Raw genomic sequence first — 24365 nt, forward strand, 5'->3', positions numbered from 1 at the left:
TTTATTTTTTATTGACTAATACAAAATTCCAATAGCCTACATTTGACACCTTTGCTGGCAAATTTCCTATTGTATAATTTTTTGCAGTCGTTTCTACGAAATAATATTTTTTTCTGTTACGTGTTTTGTATTTTCCTGTGGAAGGTATATTGATTCCCAGCACAGAATGTTTGTATTGATTGCTGTTTAAGATAGCGACATCATATTCAAATTTTGCTAATAATACAAATAGCAATACCGTTCGGGAGTCGCAATCGCCTTGCAAGCTGGCGCTGAATTCTACAGGTGCAAAAATTCCGAGTCGCACATTTCCCACACATGGAAATTCTTCACTTCCATCACAAGGTGACGATTTTATATAGTTGTATTGAATGTCTTGAATGCTGGTAATGATCAATTCGGCAAATTGTCTTCTGTTTAACTTTTTTTGTTTTTGAATTTTGCTAAAAGAATCGTACAAATGTTCCAATAGCGGTCGATCATGATCTGCCATGTGTTTGTAAAAAGTTCCCCAAGAAAAGTTACGCGTATAGCGAAAGCTGTGGCGATTTTTTTTAGATTTTTGCACGTTGTTTTCGGCTATTTTGAAATCCATCCGATGCCAATTGCCTGCAAAATCACGCCAAGATTGTTTGTTGACAATGTAGCGAATTTCATTTCCATTTTCGGTTGTAGTAACGATTTCTGTTTTGTCTGTATCGTTCTCTGTTTCTTTTATTGTTATTTTATTTCCTGCATTTTTTTCGAGAATTACCATAACAACAGAGAAAATGGCAAATACAATGATGATTCGGAAGAAGTCTGAAAAAACACCTTTTATTACTTGTTTGTTTGAAGTTGATTTTCGCTTTACTTTTTTCCAAATATAGCGCAGTACAAAGAAGCTACTTGCCGTGACCACCAATAAAGATATTCCCTCTATTTTTACATTATACGTTAAGTAAATGAGTACAATGATTAAAAATATGGTTGCCAAAATTGCCATTATTCCTGAAAAGAGCCGTTGAAAACTCACAAGACAGCCATTTGGTTTGTTGTTGTCGGTCATGTCATAAAGATATTATTTTTTTTCGTTTTTTTATTTTTTTGTTGATTCGTTTGTTTTAAAACTTCCACTAGTAATACCAATTTACACCTAGATTCTTTCAAAATACTGACCTATAACATATTAATTACGGAAAAACCGTAATTGACTCATTTTCTTTTTTTATAACTTACTCTAAATCAACACTTTTATATTATGAAAAAAAAGAATTTGAAGAGTTTAACGCTCCGTAAACAATCGGTAAGTAATTTGAATAAAACATTTGGAGGCAATGCCTCTATAGATGTGTCTGACGTCATCAATACGATTATCGACTTTACAGAAAAGTATACGAGAGTATTTTCGTATTGTCCGCATGTAACCTGTGGTTGCCCAGACCCAACCATACCGCCATTGACCGAAGGTATTTTAACGTGCAGAGCAACTGCTTGTGAAGAATTAACTTGTGTAACTTGCGCGTAAACTAAAAAAAGCGGTCGAATTTGTATGAAATTCGACCGCTTTTTTATTGTATGTGTGTGAAGTATTAGCTTATTTTAAAAGCTTTGTCTTGTGGATAGTATGCTACTTCTCCTAGTTCTTCTTCAATGCGTAACAATTGATTGTATTTTGCCATTCTGTCTGAACGTGACGCTGAACCTGTTTTGATTTGTCCTGTGTTTAAGGCAACTGCTAAATCGGCAATCGTATTGTCTTCTGTTTCCCCAGATCTGTGCGACATTACGGAAGTATATCCAGCGTTGTGCGCCATGTTTACCGCTGCAATGGTTTCTGTCAAGGTTCCAATTTGGTTTACTTTGATTAAGATTGAATTTGCGATGTTGTTTTCAATTCCTCGTGATAAACGTTCTACATTCGTTACAAATAAATCGTCTCCAACCAATTGTACTTTGTCTCCAATTTTTTCTGTTAGGTATTTCCAACCTTCCCAGTCGTTTTCGTCCATTCCATCTTCAATAGAAATGATTGGATAGTTAGCCGCTAATTCTGCTAAGTAATCTGCTTGTTCTTTAGACGTACGTACTTTTCCAGTTTCCCCTTCAAATTTTGCATAGTCATATTTTCCGTCTACGTAAAATTCCGCCGCAGCGCAATCCAACGCAATCATGACTTCATCCCCTAGTTTGTATCCTGCATTGGCAACTGCTTTTGAAATGGTGTCTAGTGCATCTTCCGTACCATCTAAGGTTGGCGCAAAACCACCTTCATCACCTACAGCGGTACTTAAACCCCTGTCGTGCAATACTTTTTTAAGATTGTGGAAAATTTCCGTTCCCATTTGCATCGCATGTGTAAAGTTTTTTGCTTTTACAGGCATCACCATAAATTCTTGAAATGCAATTGGCGCATCTGAGTGCGAACCTCCGTTGATGATATTCATCATTGGTACAGGTAAGGTATTTGCAGAAACACCACCAACATAACGATATAAAGGCATTCCCAATTCATTAGCGGCTGCTTTGGCTGCTGCTAAAGAAACACCTAAGATTGCATTGGCTCCTAAGTTTCCTTTGTTTGGAGTTCCATCCAAATCGATCATTGCTTTGTCGATATGATTTTGTTCAAATACAGAAACTCCAATTAAAGCATCTGCAATGGTTGTATTTACATTTTGAACAGCTTTACTCACTCCTTTTCCCATGTACGCGTCTCCGCCATCTCTTAATTCTACTGCTTCATGTTCTCCTGTGGATGCTCCTGATGGTACTGCGGCTCTTCCTAAGATTCCTGTTTCCGTTATAACATCTACTTCCACCGTAGGATTTCCTCTTGAATCTAATATTTGTCTTGCGTGAATGTTGATTATTCTGCTCATTTTTTTGTCTTTTTCTGTTGTTCTTCTAGGCTAATTTACGAAACTATATCAAGTTTTATAAGCTTTGCCGTTGCTTTTATGGATATGTTAGCGATGTTTGATTTTTGCCTTTTTTTATGAAATGCGAAAACGTTTTCCCTAAAAAATACTGCAACTATTTTCTCGTGAATAACACGATATTCTCTGTTGATTTGAACGCATACGAAAGCGATTTTTCCGTAAACGATTTGTCTGCATTGTAATTTACCAACGCTGCTGCGTTTGGTACTTCCAATTTCCATGCGCCTGATTTGGACAGTTTCCCTGGAATGATCATTGCGACTTGTCCGTAGGTTTCTGACATATCTATAGCAATGGTAGCGTTTCCGTTATTGGCGGCAGATTGTGCTTTTATCAAGACTTCTTGATTGCTAGCTTTTCCTAGTTTTGTCCACGAATTTGATCGTTTGACAATCGCCTGAATGCTATCATATACTTTGTATTGATCGTTTTCATTTTTAAAATCATCCAGCGAATAAAATTCAGAGATCATTTCTGTAATGCTGTTACGACAATCGTTTCTGTTGGTAGCTTCCGCTTTGCATTGCTTGAAATAGGCAATCGTTGTTGCTAAGAATTGTTCTTGATCTGTAGAAAGGTTCACTTCTACAACCTTGGTTATCTTTCCACTTTTAGAAGCTTCTTTTTCAGATTTTGAATCGTTTTTACAAGAAACTATCAATAGTAGCACACTTATAATCGAGAGAATTCGCTGCATATTGTTGATTGTGATTAAACCGTTTTTACTTTTTGAATGTTTTCTATAAATTGATCGAATAGATATTCTCCATCATGTGGTCCAGGACTTGCTTCAGGATGGTATTGTACCGAGAAGCAATTTTTGTCTTTGATGCGAATTCCTGCAACGGTATTGTCATTCAAATGTACATGTGTAATTTCTACATTCGGATTCGCTTCTGTTTCTTCTCTATTGATGGCAAAACCGTGATTTTGCGAGGTAATTTCTCCTTTACCTGTCAACATGTTTTTTACAGGATGATTGATTCCGCGGTGTCCATTGTGCATTTTATAGGTAGATATTCCGTTTGCCAATGCAATAACTTGATGTCCTAAACAGATTCCAAATAATGGCAAGTCGCGGTCAATAACTTCTTTTGCTACTTTGATGGCACTTTCTAACGGTTCTGGATCGCCAGGTCCGTTGGATAAGAAGTATCCATCAGGATTCCATGCGCTCATTTCTTGAAAGGTTGTATCGTACGGAAATACTTTGATGCATGCATCGCGTTTTGCCAAGTTTCGTAGAATGTTTGTTTTACAACCAATGTCTAACGCTGCAATTTTGTGTGTTGCGTTTTCGTCTCCGTATATGTATGGTTCTTTCGTAGATACTTTCGAAGCCAATTCTAAACCAGCCATGCTTGGCACTTTTGCTAGTTTTGCTTTTAATCCTTCAATATCGTCTACATTTGTTGAAATTACTGCATTCATGGCGCCATTATCTCGAATGTAACTTACCAATGCTCTTGTATCTACATCTGAGATTGCGAATAGATTGTATTTATCTAAGAAATCTTTTAGAGAACTGTCGGCCGCATGTCTAGAGAATTCGTAACTAAAGTTTTTACATATTAAACCTGCAATTTTTATACTATCCGATTCCATTTCGTCTTCTGCGGTTCCGTAGTTTCCAATGTGAACATTTGCTGTTACCATCAATTGTCCGTAATACGATGGATCGGTAAAGATTTCTTGGTATCCTGTCATTCCTGTGTTGAAACACACTTCTCCGAAAGCCGTGCCTGGTTGTCCAATTGCTTTTCCGTAAAAGATTGTTCCATCTTCCAAAAGTAATAGTGCTTTTTGTCGATTTTGGTATTTCATATTGCTATGCTATTTAGTTGTGTTAGTGTTGTATGTATCAGTTGACACTGATGTTACAAAAATATGGCTGTTTTGAGTATAAAAAAAGGGATAAACTTAAAAAAGTTTATCCCTTTATGTATAATGACTATATTTTCATTATTCTTCTTCGTTAGAAGCTTGAGTTTCAACTGGCGGAGTAGTTGTAGCTTTTTTACCACCTCTTCTACTACGTCTAGTTGTTTTCGCTTTCTTCTCAGTGTTGTACGTTTCGTTGTAGTCCACTAATTCGATCAATGCCATTTGTGCATTATCTCCTAAACGATTTCCTAATTTGATAATTCTTGTATATCCACCTGGTCTGTCTGCAACTTTTACCGCTACATCTCTGAATAATTCAGTGACTGCATATTTGTTTCTAAGTTTACTGAATACCAAACGACGATTGTGCGTTGTGTCTTCTTTTGACTTAGTTACTAATGGCTCCACAAATTGCTTTAATGCTTTCGCTTTTGCAACTGTTGTGTTGATGCGCTTGTGCTCGATTAAAGAACAAGCCATATTTGCTAACATTGCTTTTCTATGCGCCGTTTTTCTACCTAAGTGGTTTACTTTTTTTCCGTGTCTCATGACATTTGTTTTTTACCTTTATCTTGCTACAACTCGTTTGAGGAGCAAATTACAAAGGAATTAATCTTTATCTAATTTGTATTTTGATAAGTCCATTCCGAAACTTAAACCTTTTACGTTTACTAGTTCTTCTAGTTCCGTTAAAGATTTTTTACCGAAGTTTCTGAATTTCATTAAATCGTTTTTGTTGTAAGATACTAAGTCGCCTAAAGTATCTACTTCTGCTGCTTTTAAACAGTTTAATGCTCTTACAGAAAGGTCCATGTCTACTAATTTTGTTTTTAGTAACTGACGCATGTGTAATGATTCTTCATCATACGTTTCTGTTTGTGCAATTTCATCCGCTTCAAGAGTGATACGCTCATCAGAGAATAACATGAAGTGGTGAATTAACGTTTTGGCAGCTTCTGTCAACGCTTCTTTAGGATGAATAGATCCATCAGTGATGATTTCAAATACTAACTTTTCGTAGTCAGTTTTTTGCTCAACACGATAGTTTTCTATGCTGTATTTTACATTCTTTACAGGTGTATAAATAGAGTCTGTAAAGATTGTTCCTAACGGAGCATTTGATTTTTTGTTTTCTTCAGCAGGAACATATCCTCTACCTTTTTCAATGGTAATTTCCATGTTAATGTTCACACTAGCATCCATGTTACAGATAACTAAATCTGGATTTAACACTTGGAAACCAGAGATGAATTTTTGGAAATCACCGGCAGTCAATTGTTCTTTACCTGAAACAGAAATAGACACTGATTCGTTATCAATATCGTCTATTTGTCTTTTAAAGCGTACTTGCTTTAAGTTCAAAATAATCTCTGTTACATCTTCTACAACACCAGAAATCGTTGAAAATTCGTGATCTACTTTGTCTATTCGTACAGAAGTAATCGCAAAACCTTCCAATGATGATAGAAGTACTCTTCTTAATGCGTTCCCGATAGTTAGCCCATAACCAGGTTCTAAAGGACGAAATTCAAATTTGCCATCGAACTCAGATGAGTCAATCATGATAACTTTGTCGGGCTTTTGGAAGTTTAATAATGCCATATTAAGAATACTTTCTGATTTATTATTATTTAGAATATAATTCTACGATTAATTGCTCTTTAATGTTCTCAGGAATTTGGAGTCTTTCTGGAACAGATACATAGGTACCTTCCATTTTTTCTCCATTCCATGTGATCCACTCGTATACGTGGTTAGCATTTGCTAAAGATCTTTCTATTACGTCAAGAGATTTTGATTTCTCTCTTACTCCAACTACGTCACCAGCTTTTAGTGTGTAAGAAGGAATGTTTACTTTTTCTCCGTTTACCGTAATGTGACGGTGAGATACTAATTGTCTTGCACCGCTTCTAGTTGGTGAGATCCCCATTCTGTAAACAACGTTATCTAAACGAGATTCACATAATTGTAGTAAAACTTCACCAGTAATAGCCTTACTTCTATTTGCTTTTTCAAACAAGTTTCTGAACTGACGTTCAAGAATTCCGTAAGTATATTTTGCTTTTTGTTTTTCCATCAACTGGATTGCGTATTCAGATTTTTTTCCTCTACGTCTGTTGTTTCCATGTTGACCTGGAGGATAATTTCTTTTATCAAAAGATTTATCATCTCCGAAAATTGCTTCACCGAATTTACGGGCAATTTTAGTTTTTGGACCAGTATATCTTGCCATTTCTAATAGTTATTATGAGAGTGATTATGAATTAAGGCTGTCCTTCGAAATCGTTAGTCTCTCAATGTGAAAATTAATTAATTATACTCTTCTTCTTTTTGGAGGTCTACATCCATTGTGTGGTAATGGAGTAACGTCGATAATTTCGGTTACTTCAATTCCTGAATTATGGATGGTTCTGATAGCAGATTCTCTACCGTTTCCTGGACCTTTTACATAAACTTTTACTTTACGTAAACCTGCTTCATGAGCTACTTTAGATGCTTCTTCAGCTGCAGTTTGTGCAGCGTAAGGTGTGTTCTTTTTAGAACCTCTAAAGCCCATTTTACCAGCAGATGACCAAGAAATGACATCTCCTTTTTTGTTTGTAAGTGAAATAATGATGTTGTTGAAAGATGCAGTTACGTGTGCTTGTCCAACTGACTCCACTATCACTTTACGTTTTTTTGTACTCTTGCTAGATTTTGCCATACTTTTTGGTATTTAGATTTTAGCAGTTTAGTAGCATTGGATTATTATTTGGATAATAGAATTCCGCTACTTCTTACTAATTACTAACAGCTATTTTAATTATTTAGTTGCTTTCTTCTTGTTAGCAACAGTTTTTCTTCTACCTTTTCTTGTTCTAGAGTTGTTCTTAGTTCTTTGACCTCTTAATGGAAGTCCAGATCTATGACGAATTCCTCTATAACAACCGATGTCCATTAAACGTTTGATGTTTAATTGCACCTCAGTACGTAATTCACCTTCAATTGTATAAGTTCCAACTGCTTCACGAATTCTTCCGATTTCTTCATCAGTCCAATCTGATACTTTAGTGTCTTCACTTACTTTTGCATTGGCTAATACTTCTTTAGCTCTGCTTCTACCTACTCCAAAGATGTATGTTAATGCGATAACACCTCTTTTGTGTTTTGGAATGTCTACTCCTGCGATTCTTGCCATAACTATCCTTGTCTTTGTTTAAATCTAGGATTCTTTTTATTGATTACGTATAATCTGCCCTTACGACGCACAATTTTGCACTCGGGACTTCTCTTTTTTATTGATGCTCTTACTTTCATGAGTTTAGTATCTATAAGTAATTCTTGCTTTTGTTAAATCATACGGACTCATTTCTAGTTTCACTTTATCACCAGGTAATAATTTGATATAATGCATGCGCATTTTCCCTGAAATGTGAGCCGTTACGATGTGACCATTTTCTAATTCTACACGGAACATAGCATTTGATAATGCTTCTATGATTGTTCCATCTTGTTCTATTGCAGCTTGTTTAGCCATAATTATGCAACTACTTTACGGTTTTTACCAGTTTTCATTAAACCATCATAATGTCTATTCAACAAGTATGAGTTTATTTGTTGCATGGTATCTATGGCAACTCCTACCATAATTAGCAACGATGTTCCTCCAAAGAATAATGCCCAACTTGGCTGAATTCCCATGATGTTTCCAACGATAGCTGGAAATATTGCGATCAATGCTAAAAAGATTGATCCAGGCAGTGTTATTTGAGACATTATTTTGTCTAGGTATTCTCCAGTTTCTCCACCAGGGCGAATTCCTGGAATAAACCCTCCACTTCTTTTTAAGTCATCTGCCATTTTGTTCGTAGGCACTGTGATAGCTGTATAGAAGTATGTAAATATGATGATTAGAAATGCGAACAAGAGATTGTACCACAATCCAAATACATCTTGGAAATTAGCTTGCATCCATTGTCCTACTGTAGAGTCGGTTCCTAAACCTTGTCCGATAGCAGATGGAACAAACATTAACGCTTGCGCGAAGATGATTGGCATTACACCTGATGCATTTAATTTTAATGGAATAAATTGTCTTGCTCCAAACATATTTTTCTCATATCCTCCCGTTGCAGTTCTTCTGGCGTATTGTACTGGCACTTGTCGCACAGCCATGACCAGCATAACACTGGCAAGAATGATTGCTAACCATATTACAATCTCGATCAAAATAAGCATTGGTTTTGAGGAGTTGGAAGCAAATTCTTGAACAAACGCTACAGGCATTTGTGCAATAATTCCAACCATAATTAATAATGAGATTCCATTACCAATTCCTTTGTCCGTAATTTTTTCACCAAGCCACATTGCAAAGATGGTTCCTGTGATCAAAATGATTACAGATGGAACGATGAAATCTAATCCTTTTCCAACTGTGAATGCTTCGTCTGGAACACCTAAAGCTCCTAATCCCCATAAATAGAATGGTGCTTGCACCAAACAGATAAGGATGGTAAGCCATCTTGTGATTTGTGTGATTTTTTTACGACCACTTTCTCCTTCTTTTTGAAGTTTTTGTAGGTAAGGAATCGCAATTCCCATCAACTGAACTACAATAGAAGCAGATATATATGGCATAATTCCTAATGCAAATACAGAAGCCTTGGCAAAAGCTCCTCCAGTAAACATGTTTAATAGACCACCAAGTCCATCATCAAAATTACCAGTAAAGGCATCACCAAGTTTTGTATAGTCCATACCTGGAAGACTCACCTGCGCACCAAAACGATACACGAGTAAAAGTCCAAGAGTTACTAAAATCTTCGTTTTTAGTTCCTCAATTCCCCAAATACTTTTTATTGTGTCAATAAATTTTTTCATGCTTCTATGTAGAAATTATAAAGTTACTGCTTCTCCTCCTGCTGCTTCAATAGCTGCTTTTGCGGAAGCTGTAAATTTGTGAGCGGTAACTTTTAATTTTGATTTAAGTTCACCTCTTCCAAGGATTTTTACTAAATCAGTTTTTCTAGCTACTCTGTTAGCTATTAATATGTCTAAATCAACAGTGTCTGTGATTTTCCCTTCATCAACTAATTCTTGAAGTCTATCAAGATTTACACCTTGATATTCTTTACGGTTGATATTTGTGAAACCAAACTTAGGAACACGTCTTTGAAGTGGCATTTGTCCACCTTCAAATCCGATTTTCTTTGAATAACCAGAGCGAGATTTAGCTCCTTTGTGACCACGTGTTGCCGTGCCACCTTTTCCAGAACCTTGTCCTCTACCTACTCTTTTGTTATTACTTTGAACTGAACCTTCAGCTGGTTTTAAGTTACTTAAATCCATAACCAATTGTTATTATTAAGCTTCTTGAACAGAAACTAAGTGTTTAACTTTATTTATCATTCCAAGGATGTTTGGTGTATCATCGTGCTCAACAACCTGACCGATCTTTTTTAGACCGAGCGCTTCTAGTGTTCTCTTTTGATCTTGAGGACGACTAATTTTGCTTCTTACTTGTGTTACTTTAATTTTTGCCATTTTATCCTTGATTTATCCTTTAAATACTTTTTCTAAAGAAATTCCTCTTTGTCTTGCAACCATTCCTGCATCTCTTAATTGTAATAGAGCATCAAAAGTTGCTTTTACTACGTTGTGCGGGTTAGATGATCCTTGAGATTTTGATAATACATTGTGAACTCCTACAGCTTCTAATACTGCACGTACAGCTCCACCTGCGATAACTCCAGTACCCGAAGATGCTGGTTGAATGTATACTCTAGCTCCACCGTATTTTCCTTTTTGCTCATGTGGTAATGTCCCTTTTTGCAAAGGAATACGAACTAGATTTTTCTTCGCATCTTCAATTGCTTTTGCAATTGCAGTAGCAACGTCTTTAGATTTTCCTAAACCATGTCCTACAACACCGTTTTCATCACCAACCACTACGATTGCTGAGAATCCAAAGGCTCTACCACCTTTTGTTACTTTCGTTACACGTTGTACTCCTACCAAACGATCTTTTAATTCTAGTCCACCTGGCTTTACTAATTCTGCGTTTTTGTATTTCTGATACATAGTTTCTTAGAATTTAAGTCCTCCTTCTCTAGCACCTTCTGCTAATGATTTTACTCTTCCGTGGTATAAATATCCACCTCTATCAAATGCGATTGTTTCAACACCAGCTTTTAATGCTTTTTCAGCGATTGACTTCCCTACTAAGGCAGCTACTTCTGATTTTGTCCCTTGTGCTTTGATATCTTTATCTCTTGATGAAGCAGCAACAATTGTTGTACCATCTACATCATTGATAATTTGAGCATAAATTTCTTTATTACTTCTAAAAACAGATAATCTTGGTCTAGCTTCTGTACCGCCAACGATTTTACGAATTCTGTTTTTGATTCTTTGTCTTCTTTCAGTCTTTGATAATCCCATAGTTAATTATTAAGCTGATTTACCTGCTTTTCTTCTTAATACTTCTCCAACAAACTTAACTCCTTTTCCTTTGTAAGGTTCTGGCTTACGGAATCCACGGATTTTAGCCGCTACTTGTCCTACCAATTGTTTGTCGTATGAAGATAATTTTATAATTGGATTTTTACCTTTTTCAGATATTGTTTCAACTTTCACTTCAGAAGCTAAGTCTATAACAATATTGTGTGAAAATCCTAAAGCTAGTTCTAGTCTTTGTCCTTGGTTACTTGCTCTGTATCCAACTCCAACTAATTCTAACTCTTTTGTAAATCCTTTAGAGACACCTTCAACCATGTTGTTAAGTAATGCTCTATATAGACCGTGTTTTGCTCTATGATCTTTGCTTTCTGATGGGCGATCTAGTATTAATTGACCTTCTTCTTGTTTTACGGTAATTCCGTCAACTTGTTGTGTCAATTCTCCTAATTTACCTTTTACGGTTACTAAGCCATCTTTTATATCTACAGTAACTCCTGCTGGAATACTTACTGGGTTTTTACCTATTCTTGACATTTCTGCTAGCTTTTTTAATTAGTAAACGTAACATAAAACTTCTCCACCAACATTTTCACGTTGCGCTTGCTTTCCTGTCATTACTCCGTGAGAAGTAGATACGATTGCAATACCCAATCCGTTTAATACTCTTGGAAGTTCATTAGCTCCAGCATACTGGCGTAAACCTGGTGTACTGATTCTTTGAATTTTCTTGATTACAGGATCTTTGGTCATCTTATCGTATTTTAATGCGATTTTGATGCTTCCTTGTACAGTTGTGTCTTCAAACTTGTAGCTTAAAATAAATCCTTGATCAAATAAGATCTTTGTGATTTCCTTTTTAAGCTTCGAAGCTGGAATCTCCACAACTCTGTGTCCCGCTCTACTGGCGTTTCTAATTCTTGTTAGATAATCCGCTATTGGATCTGTATACATATGTATGAATTTGCGGTTTTGGTTTTCGACCGAAGTCGAACCTGAAACCAATTTATAATTTTACCAACTTGCTTTTTTAACGCCTGGAATTAATCCTTTGTTTGCCATTTCTCTGAACATTACACGAGAAATTCCAAACTGACGCATATACCCTTTTGGTCTTCCTGTAAGTTTGCAACGATTGTGCATACGAACTGGAGAAGCATTTTTTGGCAACTTTTGTAATGCTTCGTAATCTCCAGCTTCTTTCAAAGCTTTTCTTTTCTCAGCATATTTAGCAACCGTTTTAGCTCTTTTCACCTCACGGGCTTTCATTGATTCTTTAGCCATAATTAGTTCTTTTTAAAAGGTAAACCTAATTGTGTTAATAATGATTTCGCTTCTTTATCTGTCGATGCAGAAGTTACAAATGTAATATCCATTCCAGCAATTCTATTCACTTTGTCGATATTTATTTCTGGGAAGATAATTTGCTCAGTAACTCCTAAGTTGTAATTACCTCTTCCGTCAAAACCATTTGCTTTGATTCCATTAAAATCTCTTACACGTGGTAAGGCTGAAGTAACCAATCGATCAAGGAACTCATACATTTTCTCTCCTCTTAGCGTAACCTTTGCCCCAATTGGCATTCCTTTACGCAATTTGAAAGTTGCAACATCCTTTTTAGATATGGTAGCAATTGCTTTTTGTCCTGTAATTCTCCCAAACTCTTCGATAGCGTGGTCAATTAACTTTTTGTCAGCTACGGCACCACCAACTCCTCTACTTAAAACTATTTTTTCAAGTTTTGGAACCTGCATTACGTTTGCATAACTGAACTCTTCTGTAAGAGCTTGGATTACTCTCTCCTTATACTCTTTCTTTAATCTTGGAACATACCCCATAACTATAGTACTTCATTAGATTTTTTGGAAAACCTTACTTTCTTATCTCCTTCCATTCTGTAACCAACTCTTGTTGCTTCTCCTTTTGAAGTCATCAACGATAAGTTTGATATATGGATTGGAGCTTCTTTCTCTACAATTCCACCTTGAGGATTTTGAGCACTTGGCTTGGTGTGTTTCTTAACGATATTTACACCTTCCACAATTGCTTTGTTATCTTCACGTAGAACTTTTAATACTTTACCAGTTACTGGATTATCGGCAGTACCTTTATTAGCACCAGCAATAACTTTCACTGTATCTCCTGTTTTTATCTTTAGTTTTGTCATCTTAAACTTGTCTTAAAGCACCTCAGGCGCTAATGATACAATTTTCATGAATTGCTTATCACGAAGTTCTCTAGCTACAGGTCCAAAAACACGTGTTCCTCTCATTTCCCCAGTTGGGTTTAATAAAACACACGCATTATCGTCGAATCTGATGTAAGATCCATCTGGCCTTCTTACTTCTTTTTTAGTACGAACAACAACTGCTGTAGAAACTTGTCCTTTTTTCACACTTCCATTTGGAGTTGCGTCCTTTACAGTGACAACAATTTTATCTCCTACAGAAGCGTAACGTCTTTTCGTTCCTCCTAAAACACGGATCGTTAAAACTTCTTTAGCTCCCGTATTGTCTGCGACTTTTAATCTTGATTCTTGTTGTACCATAATTATTTAGCTCTTTCAATGATTTCAACTAATCTCCAACATTTGGTTTTACTTAATGGACGTGTTTCCATTATTTTAACTGTATCTCCAATATTGCAATCGTTCTTTTCGTCGTGCGCAACATATTTTTTTGTTTTTAACACGAACTTACCGTACATCGGGTGCTTCACTCGTTTTACTTCAGAAACCACAATTGATTTCGTCATTTTATTACTGGTAACGACACCTATACGCTCTTTTCTTAAATTTCTTTTTTCCATCTGTCAGTAGAATTCAATTTATTGTAATTCTCTTTTAGTTAGTTCAGTAGCTACTTTCGCAACCGTTCTTCTTACTGAACGCAACTGAATTGGATTATCTAAAGGAGAGATAGCATGTGCTACTTTTAAGTCTGAGTAGTTCTTTTTTAACTCCTTTAGTTTTTCTTGTAACTCAGCTACAGATAATTCTTTAATCTCTGATTGTTTCATTCTTCCTAAAAATTAAGCTTCGTAATCGCGAGCTACAATAAACTTCGTTTTAACTGGTAATTTTTGTGCTGCAAGACGCAATGCCTCTTTAGCAACATCCATTGGCACTCCACCAACTTCAAAAATAATTCTACCAGGTTTTACAACAGCTGCCCAGTATTCTGGAGCACCTTTACCTTTACCCATACGTACTTCAAGTGGCTTTTTTGTAATTGGCTTGTCTGGGAAAATCTTGATCCATAATTGACCTTCTCTTTTCATGTATCGAGTTGCCGCAACACGTGCTGCTTCGATTTGACGAGATGTCAAGAAATTTGAATCTAATGATTTGATACCAAACATACCGTTAGAAAGTAAGTATCCTCTTCCGGAGTTTCCTTTCATACGCCCTTTCTGTACTTTACGATATTTTGTTCTTTTTGGCTGTAACATTTTCTTTTACTTTAAAAAATTACTTTCTACGACGAGATTTTCCTTTTCCTGCTGAATTACCACCTTTTCCAGACTGCTTTTTAGACATTCCTACAAGTGGAGATAATTCTCTCTTTCCATAAACCTCACCTTTCATTACCCATACTTTCACTCCTAATCTACCGTAAGTAGTATGAGCTTCATGTAAAGCGTAATCGATATCTGCTCTGAAAGTTGATAAAGGAATACGACCATCTTTGTATGATTCTGAACGTGCCATTTCCGCACCATTCAAACGACCAGAGATTTGAATCTTGATTCCTTCAGCATTCATACGCATTGCAGCCGCAATGGCCATTTTAATAGCTCTTCTGTATGAAATTCTGTTTTCAATTTGACGTGCAACACTCGCTGCGATCAAATTAGCATCAAGTTCAGGTCTCTTAATTTCAAAGATATTGATCTGTACTTCTTTACCTGTAATTTTCTTAAGCTCTTCTTTTAACTTGTCTACCTCTTGACCGCCTTTACCAATGATGATACCTGGACGCGCCGTAGTGATAGTAACGGTTACAAGTTTAAGCGTACGCTCAATAATTACTCTAGAAACACTAGCTTTAGATAAACGAGCATGGATATACTTTCTGATTTTATCGTCCTCAGCAAGTTTATCTCCGTAGTCATTACCTCCGTACCAGTTAGATTCCCATCCTCTGATAATACCAAGGCGATTTCCGATTGGATTTGTCTTTTGTCCCATACTTCCTATCTTAACTTTGTGTATTGTTATTAGCTCCTAACACCAATGTAACATGGTTGGAACGTTTTCTGATTCTGTGTGCACGACCTTGTGGTGCTGGACGCAGTCTTTTCAACATACTTCCTCCATCCACGCGGATCTCCTTTACAAATAATTCAGCATCTTCAATGCTTGCATCTTCGTTTTTAGCTTGCCAATTTGCAATAGCAGATAATAACAATTTCTCTAAACGACGAGAAGCTTCTTTTTGACTGAATCTTAATATATGAAGCGCTTTTTCTACTTTTTCACCTCTTACTAAATCCGCTACTAAGCGCATTTTTCTTGGCGAAGTAGGGCAGTTATTCAACTTTGCAAAAGCTATGTTTTTCTTAGCTTCTTTGATTTGCTCTGCTCTTTCTTTTTTACGAACTCCCATAGCTTCTTATTATTTTTTTCCTTTATTTTTTGCACCAGCGTGACCTCTAAATGATCTTGTTGGTGAAAATTCTCCTAACTTATGTCCTACCATGTTTTCTGTAACATATACAGGAACAAACTGACGACCGTTATGAACAGCGATAGTCTGACCAACGAAATCTGGAGTAATCATAGACGCTCTTGACCAAGTTTTGATCACAGCTTTCTTTCCTGACTCAATATTTTGTTGAACTTTTTTATCTAAACTATAGTGAACGTAAGGTCCTTTTTTTAATGATCTTGCCATGTCTTATTTCTTTCTACGTTCTATAATATATTTATTACTCGCTTTCGTTTTAGACCTTGTACGGTATCCTTTAGCTGGTATTCCGTTTCTAGATCTTGGGTGACCTCCAGAAGATTTACCTTCTCCACCACCCATTGGGTGATCGACAGGGTTCATTACTACTGGTCTTGTTCTTGGTCTTCTACCTAACCATCTACCTCTACCTGCTTTACCAGATACTAGTAATTGGTGGTCAGAGTTAGAAATGGCTCCGATTGTCGCTAAACAATTTGCCATAACCATTCTTGTTTCACCAGAAGGCAATTTGATCGTAGCGTATTTTCCATCACGTGCCATTAATTGCGCAAATGCACCTGCACTTCGAGCCATTACAGCTCCTTGTCCTGGGCGCAATTCTACACAAGAAATAATGGTTCCTAATGGAATGTTACTTAAAGGCATGGAGTTTCCGATTTCTGGAGCAACTTTTTCTCCTGAAATTACGGTTTGACCTACTTTTAATCCGTTTTGAGCGATGATGTAACGCTTTTCCCCATCCGTGTATTGAACTAATGCGATAAAAGCAGTTCTGTTTGGATCATACTCAATAGTTTTCACTTCCGCAGAAACATCTTTACGATCTCTTTTGAAATCAATAATACGGTATCTTTTCTTATGACCACCTCCGATGTAACGCATGGTCATTTTACCTTGATTGTTTCTACCACCAGATCTCTTTTTCGGTGCGAGCAAGCTCTTTTCCGGCTTATCAGTAGTGATGGCATCGAATCCATTGACTACTCTAAAACGCTGAGCTGGTGTAATTGGTTTTAATTTTCTTACTGACATTTTTTGTCTTTACTTATATATTGCTATAAAAATCAATAATATCTCCTTCCGCTACATCAACGATTGCTTTTTTCGTAGCATTCGTTTTCCCATGCTGGATTCCAGTTTTGGTGTAACGTACTTTTCTATCTGGTCCGTAATTCATAGTACGAACTTTCTCTACAGAAACCCCATAAGTAGCCTCTATAGCTTTCTTAATCTCAACTTTGTTAGCTTTTACATTCACTAAGAAAGTATATCGATTATTTAATTCACTATCAGCGGTAGCTTTTTCAGTTACAACTGGTTTAATTAAGATGCTCATTTGGTTTCTTATTTACTTAAGTTTGATTCAATTCCCTCTAATGCACCTTCACAAAGCACTATTCGATTTGCGTTAACAATTTTGTAAGTGCTTAATTCTGAACTAGTTAACACCTCTGAGGTTTTCAAATTACGTGACGACAAATATACATTATTATTTGAATCACCCAACACAAATAGCGATTTTTTACTATCTAACCCTAAAGCTTTCAATACATTGATGAAATTTTTAGTCTTAGGAGCGTCAAAATTAAAGTCTTCAAGAACGATAATTGACTCGCTTTTTGCCTTTAATGTAAGTGCTGATTTTCTAGCCAACTTCTTTACATTTTTGTTCAATTTTTGAGAATAGCTTCTTGGTCTTGGACCGAAAACTCTACCTCCACCTTTGAACAAAGGGTTTTTAATACTACCAGCACGTGCCGTACCTGTACCTTTTTGTTTCTTGATCTTACGTGTACTACCTACGATTTCTGCTCTTTCTTTAGCCTTGTGCGTTCCTTGTCTTTGATTTGCAAGATATTGCTTGACATCTAAGTAAACTGCATGATCGTTAGGCTCAATAGCGAAAACAGCATCAGAAAGGTTTGCCTTTCTACCTGTTTCTTTTCCGTTTATATCTAAAACTGCTACTTCCATTACTTCTGAACGATTACATAAGAATTTTTATGTCCAGGAACACATCCTTTGACAACTAGTAAGTTCTTCTCAGGAACAACTTTTAAAACTCTTAAATTTTGAACTTTCACTTTATCTCCACCCATTCTTCCTGCCATCTTCATTCCTTTGAAGACACGTGCAGGATACGATGCAGCACCAATAGATCCTGGCGCTCTCAAACGGTTATGTTGTCCGTGTGTTGCTTGTCCAACACCAGCGAAACCGTGACGTTTTACAACACCTTGAAAACCTTTACCTTTTGATGTTCCAGCAATATCAACGAATTCACCTTCTTCAAAGTGCTCTACCGTGATACTGTCTCCTAAATTATACTCTTTTTCAAATCCTTGGAATTCAACAACTTTGTATTTAGGCGAAGTACCTGCTTTTTTAAAGTGACCATTAGCCGCTTTTGAAGCACGTTTTTCTGCCTTGTCATCGAAACCAAGTTGAAGAGCTTCATACCCGTCAACCTCATTGGTTCTGACTTGGGTAACAACGCATGGTCCAGCTTCGATCACGGTACATGGAATGTTTTTTCCATTCTCGTCAAAGATGCTTGTCATGCCGATTTTTTTTCCGATTAACCCAGACATTTTGATTTTAGATTGTGGATTTTAGATTTTCTGAATTTGGCAACTCCCAAATTTGCAATCTTTTATCCGTTATTAATTAATTTACTTATTTAAAAAAATTCAGGGCGAAAATACCTTTCAACCCTGAATTGTATTTTTACCGTTTTTCCTTTGCTCGCAGCTCCGGACATTTTATTTTCGCTAAGCGAAAAGTGTTTTTATCACACCTTGATCTCTACTTCAACACCACTTGGCAATTCAAGCTTCATAAGTGCATCAATTGTCTTTGAAGAAGAACTATAGATATCTAATAGTCTTTTGTAAGAACTTAATTGAAATTGCTCTCTTGATTTCTTGTTTACGTGTGGAGAACGCAATACAGTAAAGATTTTCTTGTGCGTTGGTAATGGAATTGGCCCTGTTACCACAGCTCCAGTAGTTTTTACTGTTTTTACGATTTTTTCAGCTGACTTATCAACTAAGTTATGATCGTATGATTTTAATTTTATTCTAATTTTTTGACTCATTTTCTTAGTTTTAAGCAGTTACACCTTTAGATTTCGCGATTACTTCTTCAGAAATGTTAGAAGGAGTTTCTGCGTAATGAGAGAATTCCATCGTTGAAGTTGCTCTACCAGATGATAATGTTCTTAATGACGTTACATATCCGAACATTTCAGATAATGGCACTGTTGCTTTTACAACTTTAGAACCAGCTCTATCAGACATATCAGATACTTGTCCACGACGACGGTTTAAGTCACCTACAATATCTCCCATGTTTTCTTCTGGAGTTAATACTTCTAATTTCATAATTGGCTCAAGGATTTTAGCTCCAGCTGCTTTTGCTGCTGATTTGTATCCCATTTTTGCTGCCAATTCGAATGATAATGCATCAGAATCCACAGGGTGGAAAGATCCATCTTTTAAAACAATCTTCATAGAATCCATTTCGAATCCTGCCAAAGGCCCATTCAACATTGCTGCTGCGAATCCTTTTTCAACTGAAGGAATAAATTCTTTTGGAATACGTCCACCTTTAATTTGATCGACAAATTGCAATCCAGTTCCTTCAAAATCTTCATCCACTGGACTCATTTCGAAAACAATGTCTCCAAATTTACCACGTCCACCAGATTGTTTCTTGTATGTTTCTCTGTGTTCTGCTAGTTTCGTTAACGCTTCTTTATACTCAACTTGAGGCTCACCTTGGTTTACTTCAACTTTAAATTCACGTCTTAAACGATCTACAATAATGTCTAAGTGAAGCTCTCCCATTCCTGAGATGATCGTTTGACCTGACGCTTCATCCGTTTTTACGGTAAATGTTGGATCTTCTTCCGCTAATTTACCTAAAGCGATTCCTAATTTATCAACATCTGCTTTTGTCTTAGGCTCTACCGCGATACCAATTACTGGATCAGGGAAGTCCATAGATTCTAAGATAATTGGATTCTTCTCGTCAGATAAAGTATCTCCTGTTTTGATACTTTTAAATCCTACAGCAGCTCCAATATCTCCAGCTTCAATAAAATCAATTGCATTTTGTTTGTTAGAGTGCATTTGGTAGATACGCGAAATACGCTCTTTTTTACCTGAACGATTATTTAATACGTAAGAACCTGCATCTAATCTTCCAGAGTATGCACGGAAGAATGCCAAACGACCTACGAAAGGATCCGTAGCGATCTTAAATGCTAATGCAGCGAAAGGATCTTTTGCATCTGGCTTACGTTTAACTTCTTCTCCTGTATCAGGATTAGTTCCAACGATATCATCTTTATCAATTGGTGAAGGTAAGTAACGACATACTGCATCTAACAAGAATTGAACTCCTTTGTTTTTGAATGCAGAACCACAAATCATAGGAATGATTGCCATGTCCATTACAGCAGCTCTTAATGCAGCGTGTACTTCTTCTTCAGTGATAGAGTTTTCATCTTCCATGAATTTCTCTAACAAGTTTTCATCATACGTTGCCACTTCTTCAATTAAGTGTGCACGTGCTTCAGCAGCTTCTTCTTTTAATTCTTCTGGAATATCAATAACGTCAAAAGTAGCTCCTTGTGTTTCATCATGCCAAACAATAGCACGGTTCTTCACTAAGTCAACAATACCTTTAAAGTCCATCTCTTCTCCAATCGGTAATACAATTTGTACAGCGTTAGAACCTAACATTTCTTTCACCTGCTTACAAACCATTGAGAAGTTAGAACCTTGACGGTCCATTTTGTTTACAAATCCAATTCTTGGAACTTTGTAATTATCTGCAAGTCTCCAGTTAGTTTCAGATTGTGGCTCTACACCATCCACTGCACTAAATAAGAAGACTAATCCGTCTAATACACGTAATGAGCGATTTACCTCTACTGTAAAGTCAACGTGACCTGGAGTATCGATAATATTGAAGTGATATCCTTTCGCATCTGAAGTTGGTTTTCCGTTTTCCGTTGGAAATTGCCATGTACATGTTGTAGCAGCAGATGTAATCGTAATACCACGCTCTTGCTCTTGCTCCATCCAGTCCATTGTAGCAGCACCATCGTGCACTTCTCCAATTTTGTGACTTACACCTGTGTAGTATAAGATACGCTCTGTTGTAGTTGTTTTACCAGCATCAATATGAGCAGCGATACCGATATTTCTAGTATATTTTAAATCTCTAGCCATTTTTATAGTTGTATCTGATTAAAATCTAAAATGCGAGAATGCTTTGTTAGCTTCCGCCATCTTGTGCGTGTCTACTCTTTTCTTAACTGCTGCACCTTCTTCTTTTGCTGCTGCTAATACTTCTGAAGCTAATTTTAAAGCCATTGATTTCTCATTTCTCTTACGAGAATAGCTAATTAACCATTTCATCGCCATCGATACTTTTCTATCTGGTCTAATTTGCATTGGAATTTGGAAGGTAGCTCCACCAACTCTGCGCGAACGTACTTCTACGTGTGGCATAACGTTAGATAATGCATCTTTCCATAATTCTAAAGCTGTTTTTTCTTCGTCTGTTATCTTTGACTCAACAATATCCATTGCGTCATAGAAAATCTTGAATGCTACAGACTTTTTACCATCCCACATTAAGTTGTTCACAAAACGTGTTACCAACTGATCGTTAAATCTTGGATCTGGTAAAAGAGGTCTTTTTTTCGCCTTTCTTTTTCTCATGTCTTTACATTAAAAGTTTTTAATTACTTCTTTGGGCGTTTTGCACCATACTTAGATCTACGTTGCGTTCTTCCTTCAACACCAGCGGTGTCTAAAGCTCCACGAACAATGTGATATCTAACTCCTGGTAAATCTTTTACCCTTCCACCTCTAACTAATACTATCGAGTGCTCTTGTAGATTGTGTCCTTCTCCTGGAATATACGCATTCACTTCATTACCATTTGTCAAACGAACCCTTGCAACTTTACGCATTGCTGAATTCGGTTTTTTTGGTGTTGTCGTGTATACACGCGTACAAACTCCACGTCTCTGAGGACAAGAATCTAAAGCAGCCGATTTACTCTTCTTAGTTATTTTGGCTCTTCCTTTTCTTACTAATTGTGAAATTGTTGGCATCTATTATTAAATATATTTTGATGTTAAAACCCTCTTTAGAGGGCGGCAAAGGTAAGTATTATTTCTAATTATTCAAATCTTAACGACTTAATTTTCAAGAAGATTAATTTTTTAAAGTGATTCCACATAGTATTTCCTGTTTTTTTACGTTATTTTGAAGCCGCATCGCATTCAATTTTTAGCTTGAAAAAATCAACACTACATATTTTACTTTTATTTTTTGCACTTTTTTGCACTTTTTCCGTCAGCGGACAAACGTTGCAAATTAATGGCAATTCTGACGATGAACAACAAGTTATTGATGCTACCAATTATAAAAGATCGCACGAAAATATAAAATCTGTAGTAGACGAACTCGCTTCTTTGCAAAAAGCACTCTTTGCCGTTGGTTATTTTGATGCCTCCTATACCAAACTTGAGAAAGTGAGTGATTCTGTGTATCAAAGTACGTTCAGCCTAAACACAAAGTATACTTCTTTAAACATTACATACAACAGCGACACTTTAGACGAAAGTCTTTTAAAAGTTTTTAATTTACAGTATACCGATAGCACCTTCATCATTACACCTGAAAACTTGACCCCTTTTTTAGAAGCCATTGTAGCGAATTTTCAAAATACCGGAAATCCTTTCGCAGAAGTGCAACTTCAAAATATTTTGAAATTAAAAAATGAACAAACCATCAAAGCAGATTTAGGAATTGTCGTTATTGAAAAACGCCGTTTGGATAAAGTGATTATTAAAGGATACGAAAAATTCCCAAAATCTTACACTAAAAATTATTTACGATTCACCTCCAAAGTTTTTAACAAGGAAGAGATTACCAAGCAAGCCAAACGCATTGATCAATTGCCGTTTGCACGACAGCTTAAAGATCCTGAAATTCTGTTTACAAAAGATTCTACCATATTATATGTATATATAGAAAAGGTGAAGAGTAATTTTTTTGATGGTTTTATAGGATTTAATTCTGATGAAGATACTGGCAATTTGAAGCTGAATGGCTATCTCGATTTGAAATTGATGAATAATTTGAATGCAGGCGAACAATTTAATCTTTTATGGAAGAATGACGGAAACGGGCAAACGAAGTTTTTAGCGGATTTGCGAATTCCATATATTTTTAATTCACCAATTGGTATTAATGCTGGTTTGGACATTTTTAGGCGCGATTCTCTTTTTAATATTGTCAATACGAAGTTGAACACTTTTTATCAGATCAATCAAAACAATCAAGTTCATGTGGGAATTCAGCAAACGGAATCCAACAATCTTTTAGAAAACGACATTAACCCTACAATTGATGATTATACTAGTTTTTTTACGACTGCTGGTTATACATTTACGAAACGAAATAATGCTTTTAGTATTTTTCCTAGTAAAGTTTTTGTTGGACTAGAAGCACAACTTGGAACACGAACGAATGACGCTGAAAGGAATGAACAAACCAAGTTTTCCTTTACGGGAAATTATTTATGGGAATTGAACAATCGGAATTTTATTTACGTCAATAATACTTCAGAAGCGTTAATTTCCGACCAGTATTTAACGAATGAAAAGTTTCGCTTGGGCGGAATTCAGTCAATCAGAGGATTTAACGAGAATAGTTTAGAGGCGACTTTATATAGCACCATCAATACGGAATACCGCTATATTCTTTCGCGAAATTCCTATGTGCATTCTATTATTGATTTTACCTATTTACAAGACGAATTGACACAAACTGACGCAAAATTGTATGGTTTTGGTTTTGGACTTGGTATTCGATCGAAATCAGGACTTCTAAAGATCAATTATGCCGTTGGAAAAGTAGACAACGCTGCGATAAAATTATCAGAATCAAAAGTACACATTAGTTTGGCTACTTCTTTTTGATAAAAAAATCGCCTAGTTAAAAACCAAGCGATTCACATTATAATACTTAATTGAGTGTTTTTTACGCACAAACTTGATTGGACTGACACGTATCTGGCACTGTTCCCGAACCGCAGAATGACAAATCTACTGACTCCAATGTACACGTAGGCGCTTCAGAGACTGGCGTTGATGTACATCTTGCTTTTGTCTTTTTGCAATCTAAGGTACAACCTACATCTCCCGAACCACACACACATTGTGAAGCCCCAATAGTATTTCCTCCCAATAATTGAGATGTTCCTAGATTAGAAATTTTTCTTTTGTTTAAATCTAAACTTAACTTTTTCTTTTTCATGATTTTTTATTTTAATTATGAAGTAAAATTAAATCCAATACCCACAGATTTTTTAATCAAAATCACAATTAACGTGCATTTAACAACAA

39 protein-coding genes are annotated in these 24365 nt (G+C 36.2%); 2 read left to right on the top strand and 37 right to left on the bottom strand.

Translation table 11 applies throughout. The features are described 5' to 3' along the window. Position 1: 1 nt before the first annotated feature. Positions 2-1048, bottom strand: a complete 1047-nt coding sequence (locus tag KORDIASMS9_RS00210; RefSeq protein ID WP_162819690.1) for a hypothetical protein — start codon at positions 1046-1048, stop codon at positions 2-4. A gap of 192 nt (positions 1049-1240) precedes the next feature. On the opposite strand from KORDIASMS9_RS00210, the gene KORDIASMS9_RS00215 reads away from it, so the two are divergent. Next, positions 1241-1507, top strand: coding sequence for a hypothetical protein (locus KORDIASMS9_RS00215; protein WP_114900924.1), 267 nt, complete (start codon positions 1241-1243; stop codon positions 1505-1507). Positions 1508-1571: 64 nt separating this feature from the next. Here the strand turns inward: KORDIASMS9_RS00215 and eno are convergent, their stop codons facing one another. The 35 genes from eno to rpsL form a co-directional block, all read right to left on the bottom strand. Next, complete coding sequence (gene eno, locus KORDIASMS9_RS00220) at positions 1572-2861, bottom strand: phosphopyruvate hydratase (RefSeq protein WP_114900925.1); 1290 nt, start codon at positions 2859-2861, stop codon at positions 1572-1574. A gap of 154 nt (positions 2862-3015) precedes the next feature. Continuing rightward, complete coding sequence (locus KORDIASMS9_RS00225) at positions 3016-3618, bottom strand: hypothetical protein (protein ID WP_162819691.1); 603 nt, start codon at positions 3616-3618, stop codon at positions 3016-3018. Positions 3619-3632: 14 nt separating this feature from the next. Continuing rightward, complete coding sequence (carA, locus tag KORDIASMS9_RS00230) at positions 3633-4745, bottom strand: glutamine-hydrolyzing carbamoyl-phosphate synthase small subunit (protein WP_114900927.1); 1113 nt, start codon at positions 4743-4745, stop codon at positions 3633-3635. A 138-nt stretch (positions 4746-4883) separates the two neighbouring features. Next, positions 4884-5354, bottom strand: coding sequence for a 50S ribosomal protein L17 (rplQ, locus tag KORDIASMS9_RS00235; RefSeq protein WP_114900928.1), 471 nt, complete (start codon positions 5352-5354; stop codon positions 4884-4886). Positions 5355-5414: 60 nt separating this feature from the next. Next, positions 5415-6407 carry a DNA-directed RNA polymerase subunit alpha gene (locus KORDIASMS9_RS00240; protein WP_007094962.1) on the bottom strand — a complete coding sequence of 331 codons (993 nt, stop codon included), beginning with the start codon at positions 6405-6407 and terminating at the stop codon, positions 5415-5417. Positions 6408-6432: 25 nt separating this feature from the next. Further along, complete coding sequence (gene rpsD / locus KORDIASMS9_RS00245; RefSeq protein WP_114900929.1) at positions 6433-7038, bottom strand: 30S ribosomal protein S4; 606 nt, start codon at positions 7036-7038, stop codon at positions 6433-6435. Positions 7039-7119: 81 nt separating this feature from the next. Then, positions 7120-7509 (bottom strand): 30S ribosomal protein S11, encoded by a 390-nt coding sequence (rpsK, locus tag KORDIASMS9_RS00250; RefSeq protein ID WP_114900930.1) that lies wholly within the window; start codon positions 7507-7509, stop codon positions 7120-7122. Between the two features lie 99 nt (positions 7510-7608). Then, positions 7609-7983 carry a 30S ribosomal protein S13 gene (gene rpsM / locus KORDIASMS9_RS00255; RefSeq protein WP_114900931.1) on the bottom strand — a complete coding sequence of 125 codons (375 nt, stop codon included), beginning with the start codon at positions 7981-7983 and terminating at the stop codon, positions 7609-7611. Between the two features lie 2 nt (positions 7984-7985). Next, positions 7986-8102, bottom strand: coding sequence for a type B 50S ribosomal protein L36 (ykgO, locus tag KORDIASMS9_RS00260; protein ID WP_007094966.1), 117 nt, complete (start codon positions 8100-8102; stop codon positions 7986-7988). 4 nt (positions 8103-8106) lie between these two features. Next, positions 8107-8322 (bottom strand): translation initiation factor IF-1, encoded by a 216-nt coding sequence (gene infA / locus KORDIASMS9_RS00265; RefSeq protein ID WP_007094967.1) that lies wholly within the window; start codon positions 8320-8322, stop codon positions 8107-8109. 2 nt (positions 8323-8324) lie between these two features. Then, on the bottom strand, positions 8325-9665 hold the full coding sequence (secY, locus tag KORDIASMS9_RS00270) for a preprotein translocase subunit SecY (protein WP_114900932.1): 1341 nt from the start codon (positions 9663-9665) through the stop codon (positions 8325-8327). 15 nt (positions 9666-9680) lie between these two features. Then, on the bottom strand, positions 9681-10133 hold the full coding sequence (gene rplO, locus KORDIASMS9_RS00275) for a 50S ribosomal protein L15 (RefSeq protein WP_114900933.1): 453 nt from the start codon (positions 10131-10133) through the stop codon (positions 9681-9683). 15 nt (positions 10134-10148) lie between these two features. Continuing rightward, entirely contained in the window at positions 10149-10328 is a 180-nt protein-coding gene (gene rpmD / locus KORDIASMS9_RS00280) for a 50S ribosomal protein L30 (RefSeq protein WP_114900934.1), read from the bottom strand. 12 nt (positions 10329-10340) lie between these two features. After that, positions 10341-10865, bottom strand: a complete 525-nt coding sequence (gene rpsE, locus KORDIASMS9_RS00285) for a 30S ribosomal protein S5 (protein ID WP_114900935.1) — start codon at positions 10863-10865, stop codon at positions 10341-10343. 6 nt (positions 10866-10871) lie between these two features. Next, positions 10872-11225 carry a 50S ribosomal protein L18 gene (rplR, locus tag KORDIASMS9_RS00290; protein ID WP_114900936.1) on the bottom strand — a complete coding sequence of 118 codons (354 nt, stop codon included), beginning with the start codon at positions 11223-11225 and terminating at the stop codon, positions 10872-10874. A 9-nt stretch (positions 11226-11234) separates the two neighbouring features. Then, complete coding sequence (gene rplF / locus KORDIASMS9_RS00295) at positions 11235-11777, bottom strand: 50S ribosomal protein L6 (protein ID WP_114900937.1); 543 nt, start codon at positions 11775-11777, stop codon at positions 11235-11237. Positions 11778-11795: 18 nt separating this feature from the next. After that, complete coding sequence (gene rpsH, locus KORDIASMS9_RS00300; RefSeq protein ID WP_114900938.1) at positions 11796-12194, bottom strand: 30S ribosomal protein S8; 399 nt, start codon at positions 12192-12194, stop codon at positions 11796-11798. A 60-nt stretch (positions 12195-12254) separates the two neighbouring features. Beyond that, positions 12255-12524: a 30S ribosomal protein S14 gene (gene rpsN / locus KORDIASMS9_RS00305; RefSeq protein ID WP_046756854.1), complete on the bottom strand. Its 270-nt coding sequence runs from the start codon at positions 12522-12524 to the stop codon at positions 12255-12257. Positions 12525-12526: 2 nt separating this feature from the next. Beyond that, complete coding sequence (rplE, locus tag KORDIASMS9_RS00310) at positions 12527-13078, bottom strand: 50S ribosomal protein L5 (protein WP_114900939.1); 552 nt, start codon at positions 13076-13078, stop codon at positions 12527-12529. A gap of 2 nt (positions 13079-13080) precedes the next feature. Beyond that, complete coding sequence (gene rplX, locus KORDIASMS9_RS00315) at positions 13081-13407, bottom strand: 50S ribosomal protein L24 (protein WP_114900940.1); 327 nt, start codon at positions 13405-13407, stop codon at positions 13081-13083. Between the two features lie 12 nt (positions 13408-13419). Beyond that, the gene (rplN, locus tag KORDIASMS9_RS00320) at positions 13420-13788 is read right to left on the bottom strand and encodes a 50S ribosomal protein L14 (protein ID WP_007094978.1); all 369 of its coding nucleotides are present in this window, start codon (positions 13786-13788) and stop codon (positions 13420-13422) included. A gap of 2 nt (positions 13789-13790) precedes the next feature. Beyond that, entirely contained in the window at positions 13791-14048 is a 258-nt protein-coding gene (gene rpsQ, locus KORDIASMS9_RS00325; RefSeq protein ID WP_007094979.1) for a 30S ribosomal protein S17, read from the bottom strand. An 18-nt stretch (positions 14049-14066) separates the two neighbouring features. Beyond that, a complete protein-coding gene (gene rpmC, locus KORDIASMS9_RS00330; RefSeq protein ID WP_114900941.1) occupies positions 14067-14258 on the bottom strand; it encodes a 50S ribosomal protein L29 in 192 nt (63 codons plus the stop codon). A gap of 12 nt (positions 14259-14270) precedes the next feature. After that, on the bottom strand, positions 14271-14690 hold the full coding sequence (gene rplP / locus KORDIASMS9_RS00335; protein WP_114900942.1) for a 50S ribosomal protein L16: 420 nt from the start codon (positions 14688-14690) through the stop codon (positions 14271-14273). A 19-nt stretch (positions 14691-14709) separates the two neighbouring features. Then, positions 14710-15429: a 30S ribosomal protein S3 gene (gene rpsC / locus KORDIASMS9_RS00340; protein ID WP_114900943.1), complete on the bottom strand. Its 720-nt coding sequence runs from the start codon at positions 15427-15429 to the stop codon at positions 14710-14712. Positions 15430-15439: 10 nt separating this feature from the next. Then, positions 15440-15847 carry a 50S ribosomal protein L22 gene (gene rplV, locus KORDIASMS9_RS00345; protein ID WP_114900944.1) on the bottom strand — a complete coding sequence of 136 codons (408 nt, stop codon included), beginning with the start codon at positions 15845-15847 and terminating at the stop codon, positions 15440-15442. A gap of 9 nt (positions 15848-15856) precedes the next feature. Further along, positions 15857-16135 (bottom strand): 30S ribosomal protein S19, encoded by a 279-nt coding sequence (gene rpsS / locus KORDIASMS9_RS00350; RefSeq protein ID WP_007094984.1) that lies wholly within the window; start codon positions 16133-16135, stop codon positions 15857-15859. Between the two features lie 3 nt (positions 16136-16138). Further along, positions 16139-16963: a 50S ribosomal protein L2 gene (gene rplB, locus KORDIASMS9_RS00355; protein WP_114900945.1), complete on the bottom strand. Its 825-nt coding sequence runs from the start codon at positions 16961-16963 to the stop codon at positions 16139-16141. 13 nt (positions 16964-16976) lie between these two features. Next, entirely contained in the window at positions 16977-17267 is a 291-nt protein-coding gene (rplW, locus tag KORDIASMS9_RS00360) for a 50S ribosomal protein L23 (RefSeq protein WP_046745103.1), read from the bottom strand. An 8-nt stretch (positions 17268-17275) separates the two neighbouring features. Continuing rightward, a complete protein-coding gene (rplD, locus tag KORDIASMS9_RS00365; RefSeq protein ID WP_114900946.1) occupies positions 17276-17905 on the bottom strand; it encodes a 50S ribosomal protein L4 in 630 nt (209 codons plus the stop codon). Beyond that, positions 17905-18522 carry a 50S ribosomal protein L3 gene (gene rplC, locus KORDIASMS9_RS00370; RefSeq protein WP_114900947.1) on the bottom strand — a complete coding sequence of 206 codons (618 nt, stop codon included), beginning with the start codon at positions 18520-18522 and terminating at the stop codon, positions 17905-17907. The genes rplD and rplC overlap by 1 nt, the downstream gene beginning before the upstream one ends. Positions 18523-18722: 200 nt before the next feature. Then, the gene (gene rpsJ / locus KORDIASMS9_RS00375) at positions 18723-19028 is read right to left on the bottom strand and encodes a 30S ribosomal protein S10 (protein WP_007094989.1); all 306 of its coding nucleotides are present in this window, start codon (positions 19026-19028) and stop codon (positions 18723-18725) included. 10 nt (positions 19029-19038) lie between these two features. Further along, positions 19039-21171, bottom strand: coding sequence for an elongation factor G (gene fusA, locus KORDIASMS9_RS00380; protein WP_114900948.1), 2133 nt, complete (start codon positions 21169-21171; stop codon positions 19039-19041). A gap of 18 nt (positions 21172-21189) precedes the next feature. Then, positions 21190-21666, bottom strand: coding sequence for a 30S ribosomal protein S7 (gene rpsG / locus KORDIASMS9_RS00385; RefSeq protein ID WP_114900949.1), 477 nt, complete (start codon positions 21664-21666; stop codon positions 21190-21192). Between the two features lie 23 nt (positions 21667-21689). Further along, positions 21690-22064 carry a 30S ribosomal protein S12 gene (gene rpsL / locus KORDIASMS9_RS00390; protein ID WP_007094992.1) on the bottom strand — a complete coding sequence of 125 codons (375 nt, stop codon included), beginning with the start codon at positions 22062-22064 and terminating at the stop codon, positions 21690-21692. Positions 22065-22247: 183 nt separating this feature from the next. On the opposite strand from rpsL, the gene KORDIASMS9_RS00395 reads away from it, so the two are divergent. Further along, a complete protein-coding gene (locus KORDIASMS9_RS00395) occupies positions 22248-23939 on the top strand; it encodes a ShlB/FhaC/HecB family hemolysin secretion/activation protein (protein WP_114900950.1) in 1692 nt (563 codons plus the stop codon). Positions 23940-24000: 61 nt separating this feature from the next. On the opposite strand, the gene KORDIASMS9_RS00400 is transcribed toward KORDIASMS9_RS00395, so the two are convergent. Continuing rightward, complete coding sequence (locus tag KORDIASMS9_RS00400) at positions 24001-24276, bottom strand: hypothetical protein (protein ID WP_114900951.1); 276 nt, start codon at positions 24274-24276, stop codon at positions 24001-24003. Between the last annotated feature and the right edge of the window lie 89 nt (positions 24277-24365).

Origin of the sequence: Kordia sp. SMS9, from assembly GCF_003352465.1 — a bacterium.
GTDB lineage: Bacteria > Bacteroidota > Bacteroidia > Flavobacteriales > Flavobacteriaceae > Kordia.

What these genes read in the sequence shown, in the direction of transcription:
- ykgO (WP_007094966.1), bottom strand. Translation starts at nt 8,102, where the DNA reads ATGAAAGTAAGAGCATCAATAAAAAAGAGAAGTCCCGAGTGCAAAATT.
- infA (WP_007094967.1), bottom strand. Translation starts at nt 8,322, where the DNA reads ATGGCTAAACAAGCTGCAATAGAACAAGATGGAACAATCATAGAAGCA.
- KORDIASMS9_RS00215 (WP_114900924.1), top strand. Translation starts at nt 1,241, where the DNA reads ATGAAAAAAAAGAATTTGAAGAGTTTAACGCTCCGTAAACAATCGGTA.
- rpsD (WP_114900929.1), bottom strand. Translation starts at nt 7,038, where the DNA reads ATGGCAAGATATACTGGTCCAAAAACTAAAATTGCCCGTAAATTCGGT.
- rpmC (WP_114900941.1), bottom strand. Translation starts at nt 14,258, where the DNA reads ATGAAACAATCAGAGATTAAAGAATTATCTGTAGCTGAGTTACAAGAA.
- rplB (WP_114900945.1), bottom strand. Translation starts at nt 16,963, where the DNA reads ATGTCAGTAAGAAAATTAAAACCAATTACACCAGCTCAGCGTTTTAGA.
- rplN (WP_007094978.1), bottom strand. Translation starts at nt 13,788, where the DNA reads ATGGTACAACAAGAATCAAGATTAAAAGTCGCAGACAATACGGGAGCT.
- KORDIASMS9_RS00225 (WP_162819691.1), bottom strand. Translation starts at nt 3,618, where the DNA reads ATGCAGCGAATTCTCTCGATTATAAGTGTGCTACTATTGATAGTTTCT.
- rplR (WP_114900936.1), bottom strand. Translation starts at nt 11,225, where the DNA reads ATGGGATTATCAAAGACTGAAAGAAGACAAAGAATCAAAAACAGAATT.
- fusA (WP_114900948.1), bottom strand. Translation starts at nt 21,171, where the DNA reads ATGGCTAGAGATTTAAAATATACTAGAAATATCGGTATCGCTGCTCAT.
- rpsK (WP_114900930.1), bottom strand. Translation starts at nt 7,509, where the DNA reads ATGGCAAAATCTAGCAAGAGTACAAAAAAACGTAAAGTGATAGTGGAG.
- rpmD (WP_114900934.1), bottom strand. Translation starts at nt 10,328, where the DNA reads ATGGCAAAAATTAAAGTAACACAAGTAAGAAGCAAAATTAGTCGTCCT.
- rplX (WP_114900940.1), bottom strand. Translation starts at nt 13,407, where the DNA reads ATGACAAAACTAAAGATAAAAACAGGAGATACAGTGAAAGTTATTGCT.
- rpsG (WP_114900949.1), bottom strand. Translation starts at nt 21,666, where the DNA reads ATGAGAAAAAGAAAGGCGAAAAAAAGACCTCTTTTACCAGATCCAAGA.
- rplD (WP_114900946.1), bottom strand. Translation starts at nt 17,905, where the DNA reads ATGGAAGTAGCAGTTTTAGATATAAACGGAAAAGAAACAGGTAGAAAG.
- KORDIASMS9_RS00210 (WP_162819690.1), bottom strand. Translation starts at nt 1,048, where the DNA reads ATGACCGACAACAACAAACCAAATGGCTGTCTTGTGAGTTTTCAACGG.
- rplV (WP_114900944.1), bottom strand. Translation starts at nt 15,847, where the DNA reads ATGGGAGTTCGTAAAAAAGAAAGAGCAGAGCAAATCAAAGAAGCTAAG.
- rpsC (WP_114900943.1), bottom strand. Translation starts at nt 15,429, where the DNA reads ATGGGACAAAAGACAAATCCAATCGGAAATCGCCTTGGTATTATCAGA.
- rplE (WP_114900939.1), bottom strand. Translation starts at nt 13,078, where the DNA reads ATGGGGTATGTTCCAAGATTAAAGAAAGAGTATAAGGAGAGAGTAATC.
- rpsM (WP_114900931.1), bottom strand. Translation starts at nt 7,983, where the DNA reads ATGGCAAGAATCGCAGGAGTAGACATTCCAAAACACAAAAGAGGTGTT.
- eno (WP_114900925.1), bottom strand. Translation starts at nt 2,861, where the DNA reads ATGAGCAGAATAATCAACATTCACGCAAGACAAATATTAGATTCAAGA.
- rpsJ (WP_007094989.1), bottom strand. Translation starts at nt 19,028, where the DNA reads ATGAGTCAAAAAATTAGAATAAAATTAAAATCATACGATCATAACTTA.
- KORDIASMS9_RS00240 (WP_007094962.1), bottom strand. Translation starts at nt 6,407, where the DNA reads ATGGCATTATTAAACTTCCAAAAGCCCGACAAAGTTATCATGATTGAC.
- carA (WP_114900927.1), bottom strand. Translation starts at nt 4,745, where the DNA reads ATGAAATACCAAAATCGACAAAAAGCACTATTACTTTTGGAAGATGGA.
- secY (WP_114900932.1), bottom strand. Translation starts at nt 9,665, where the DNA reads ATGAAAAAATTTATTGACACAATAAAAAGTATTTGGGGAATTGAGGAA.
- rpsH (WP_114900938.1), bottom strand. Translation starts at nt 12,194, where the DNA reads ATGTATACAGATCCAATAGCGGATTATCTAACAAGAATTAGAAACGCC.
- rplQ (WP_114900928.1), bottom strand. Translation starts at nt 5,354, where the DNA reads ATGAGACACGGAAAAAAAGTAAACCACTTAGGTAGAAAAACGGCGCAT.
- rpsQ (WP_007094979.1), bottom strand. Translation starts at nt 14,048, where the DNA reads ATGGAAAAAAGAAATTTAAGAAAAGAGCGTATAGGTGTCGTTACCAGT.
- KORDIASMS9_RS00400 (WP_114900951.1), bottom strand. Translation starts at nt 24,276, where the DNA reads ATGAAAAAGAAAAAGTTAAGTTTAGATTTAAACAAAAGAAAAATTTCT.
- rplW (WP_046745103.1), bottom strand. Translation starts at nt 17,267, where the DNA reads ATGAGCATCTTAATTAAACCAGTTGTAACTGAAAAAGCTACCGCTGAT.
- rplF (WP_114900937.1), bottom strand. Translation starts at nt 11,777, where the DNA reads ATGTCAAGAATAGGTAAAAACCCAGTAAGTATTCCAGCAGGAGTTACT.
- rplC (WP_114900947.1), bottom strand. Translation starts at nt 18,522, where the DNA reads ATGTCTGGGTTAATCGGAAAAAAAATCGGCATGACAAGCATCTTTGAC.
- rpsE (WP_114900935.1), bottom strand. Translation starts at nt 10,865, where the DNA reads ATGTATCAGAAATACAAAAACGCAGAATTAGTAAAGCCAGGTGGACTA.
- rpsN (WP_046756854.1), bottom strand. Translation starts at nt 12,524, where the DNA reads ATGGCTAAAGAATCAATGAAAGCCCGTGAGGTGAAAAGAGCTAAAACG.
- rplP (WP_114900942.1), bottom strand. Translation starts at nt 14,690, where the DNA reads ATGTTACAGCCAAAAAGAACAAAATATCGTAAAGTACAGAAAGGGCGT.
- rpsS (WP_007094984.1), bottom strand. Translation starts at nt 16,135, where the DNA reads ATGGCAAGATCATTAAAAAAAGGACCTTACGTTCACTATAGTTTAGAT.
- rpsL (WP_007094992.1), bottom strand. Translation starts at nt 22,064, where the DNA reads ATGCCAACAATTTCACAATTAGTAAGAAAAGGAAGAGCCAAAATAACT.
- rplO (WP_114900933.1), bottom strand. Translation starts at nt 10,133, where the DNA reads ATGGATTTAAGTAACTTAAAACCAGCTGAAGGTTCAGTTCAAAGTAAT.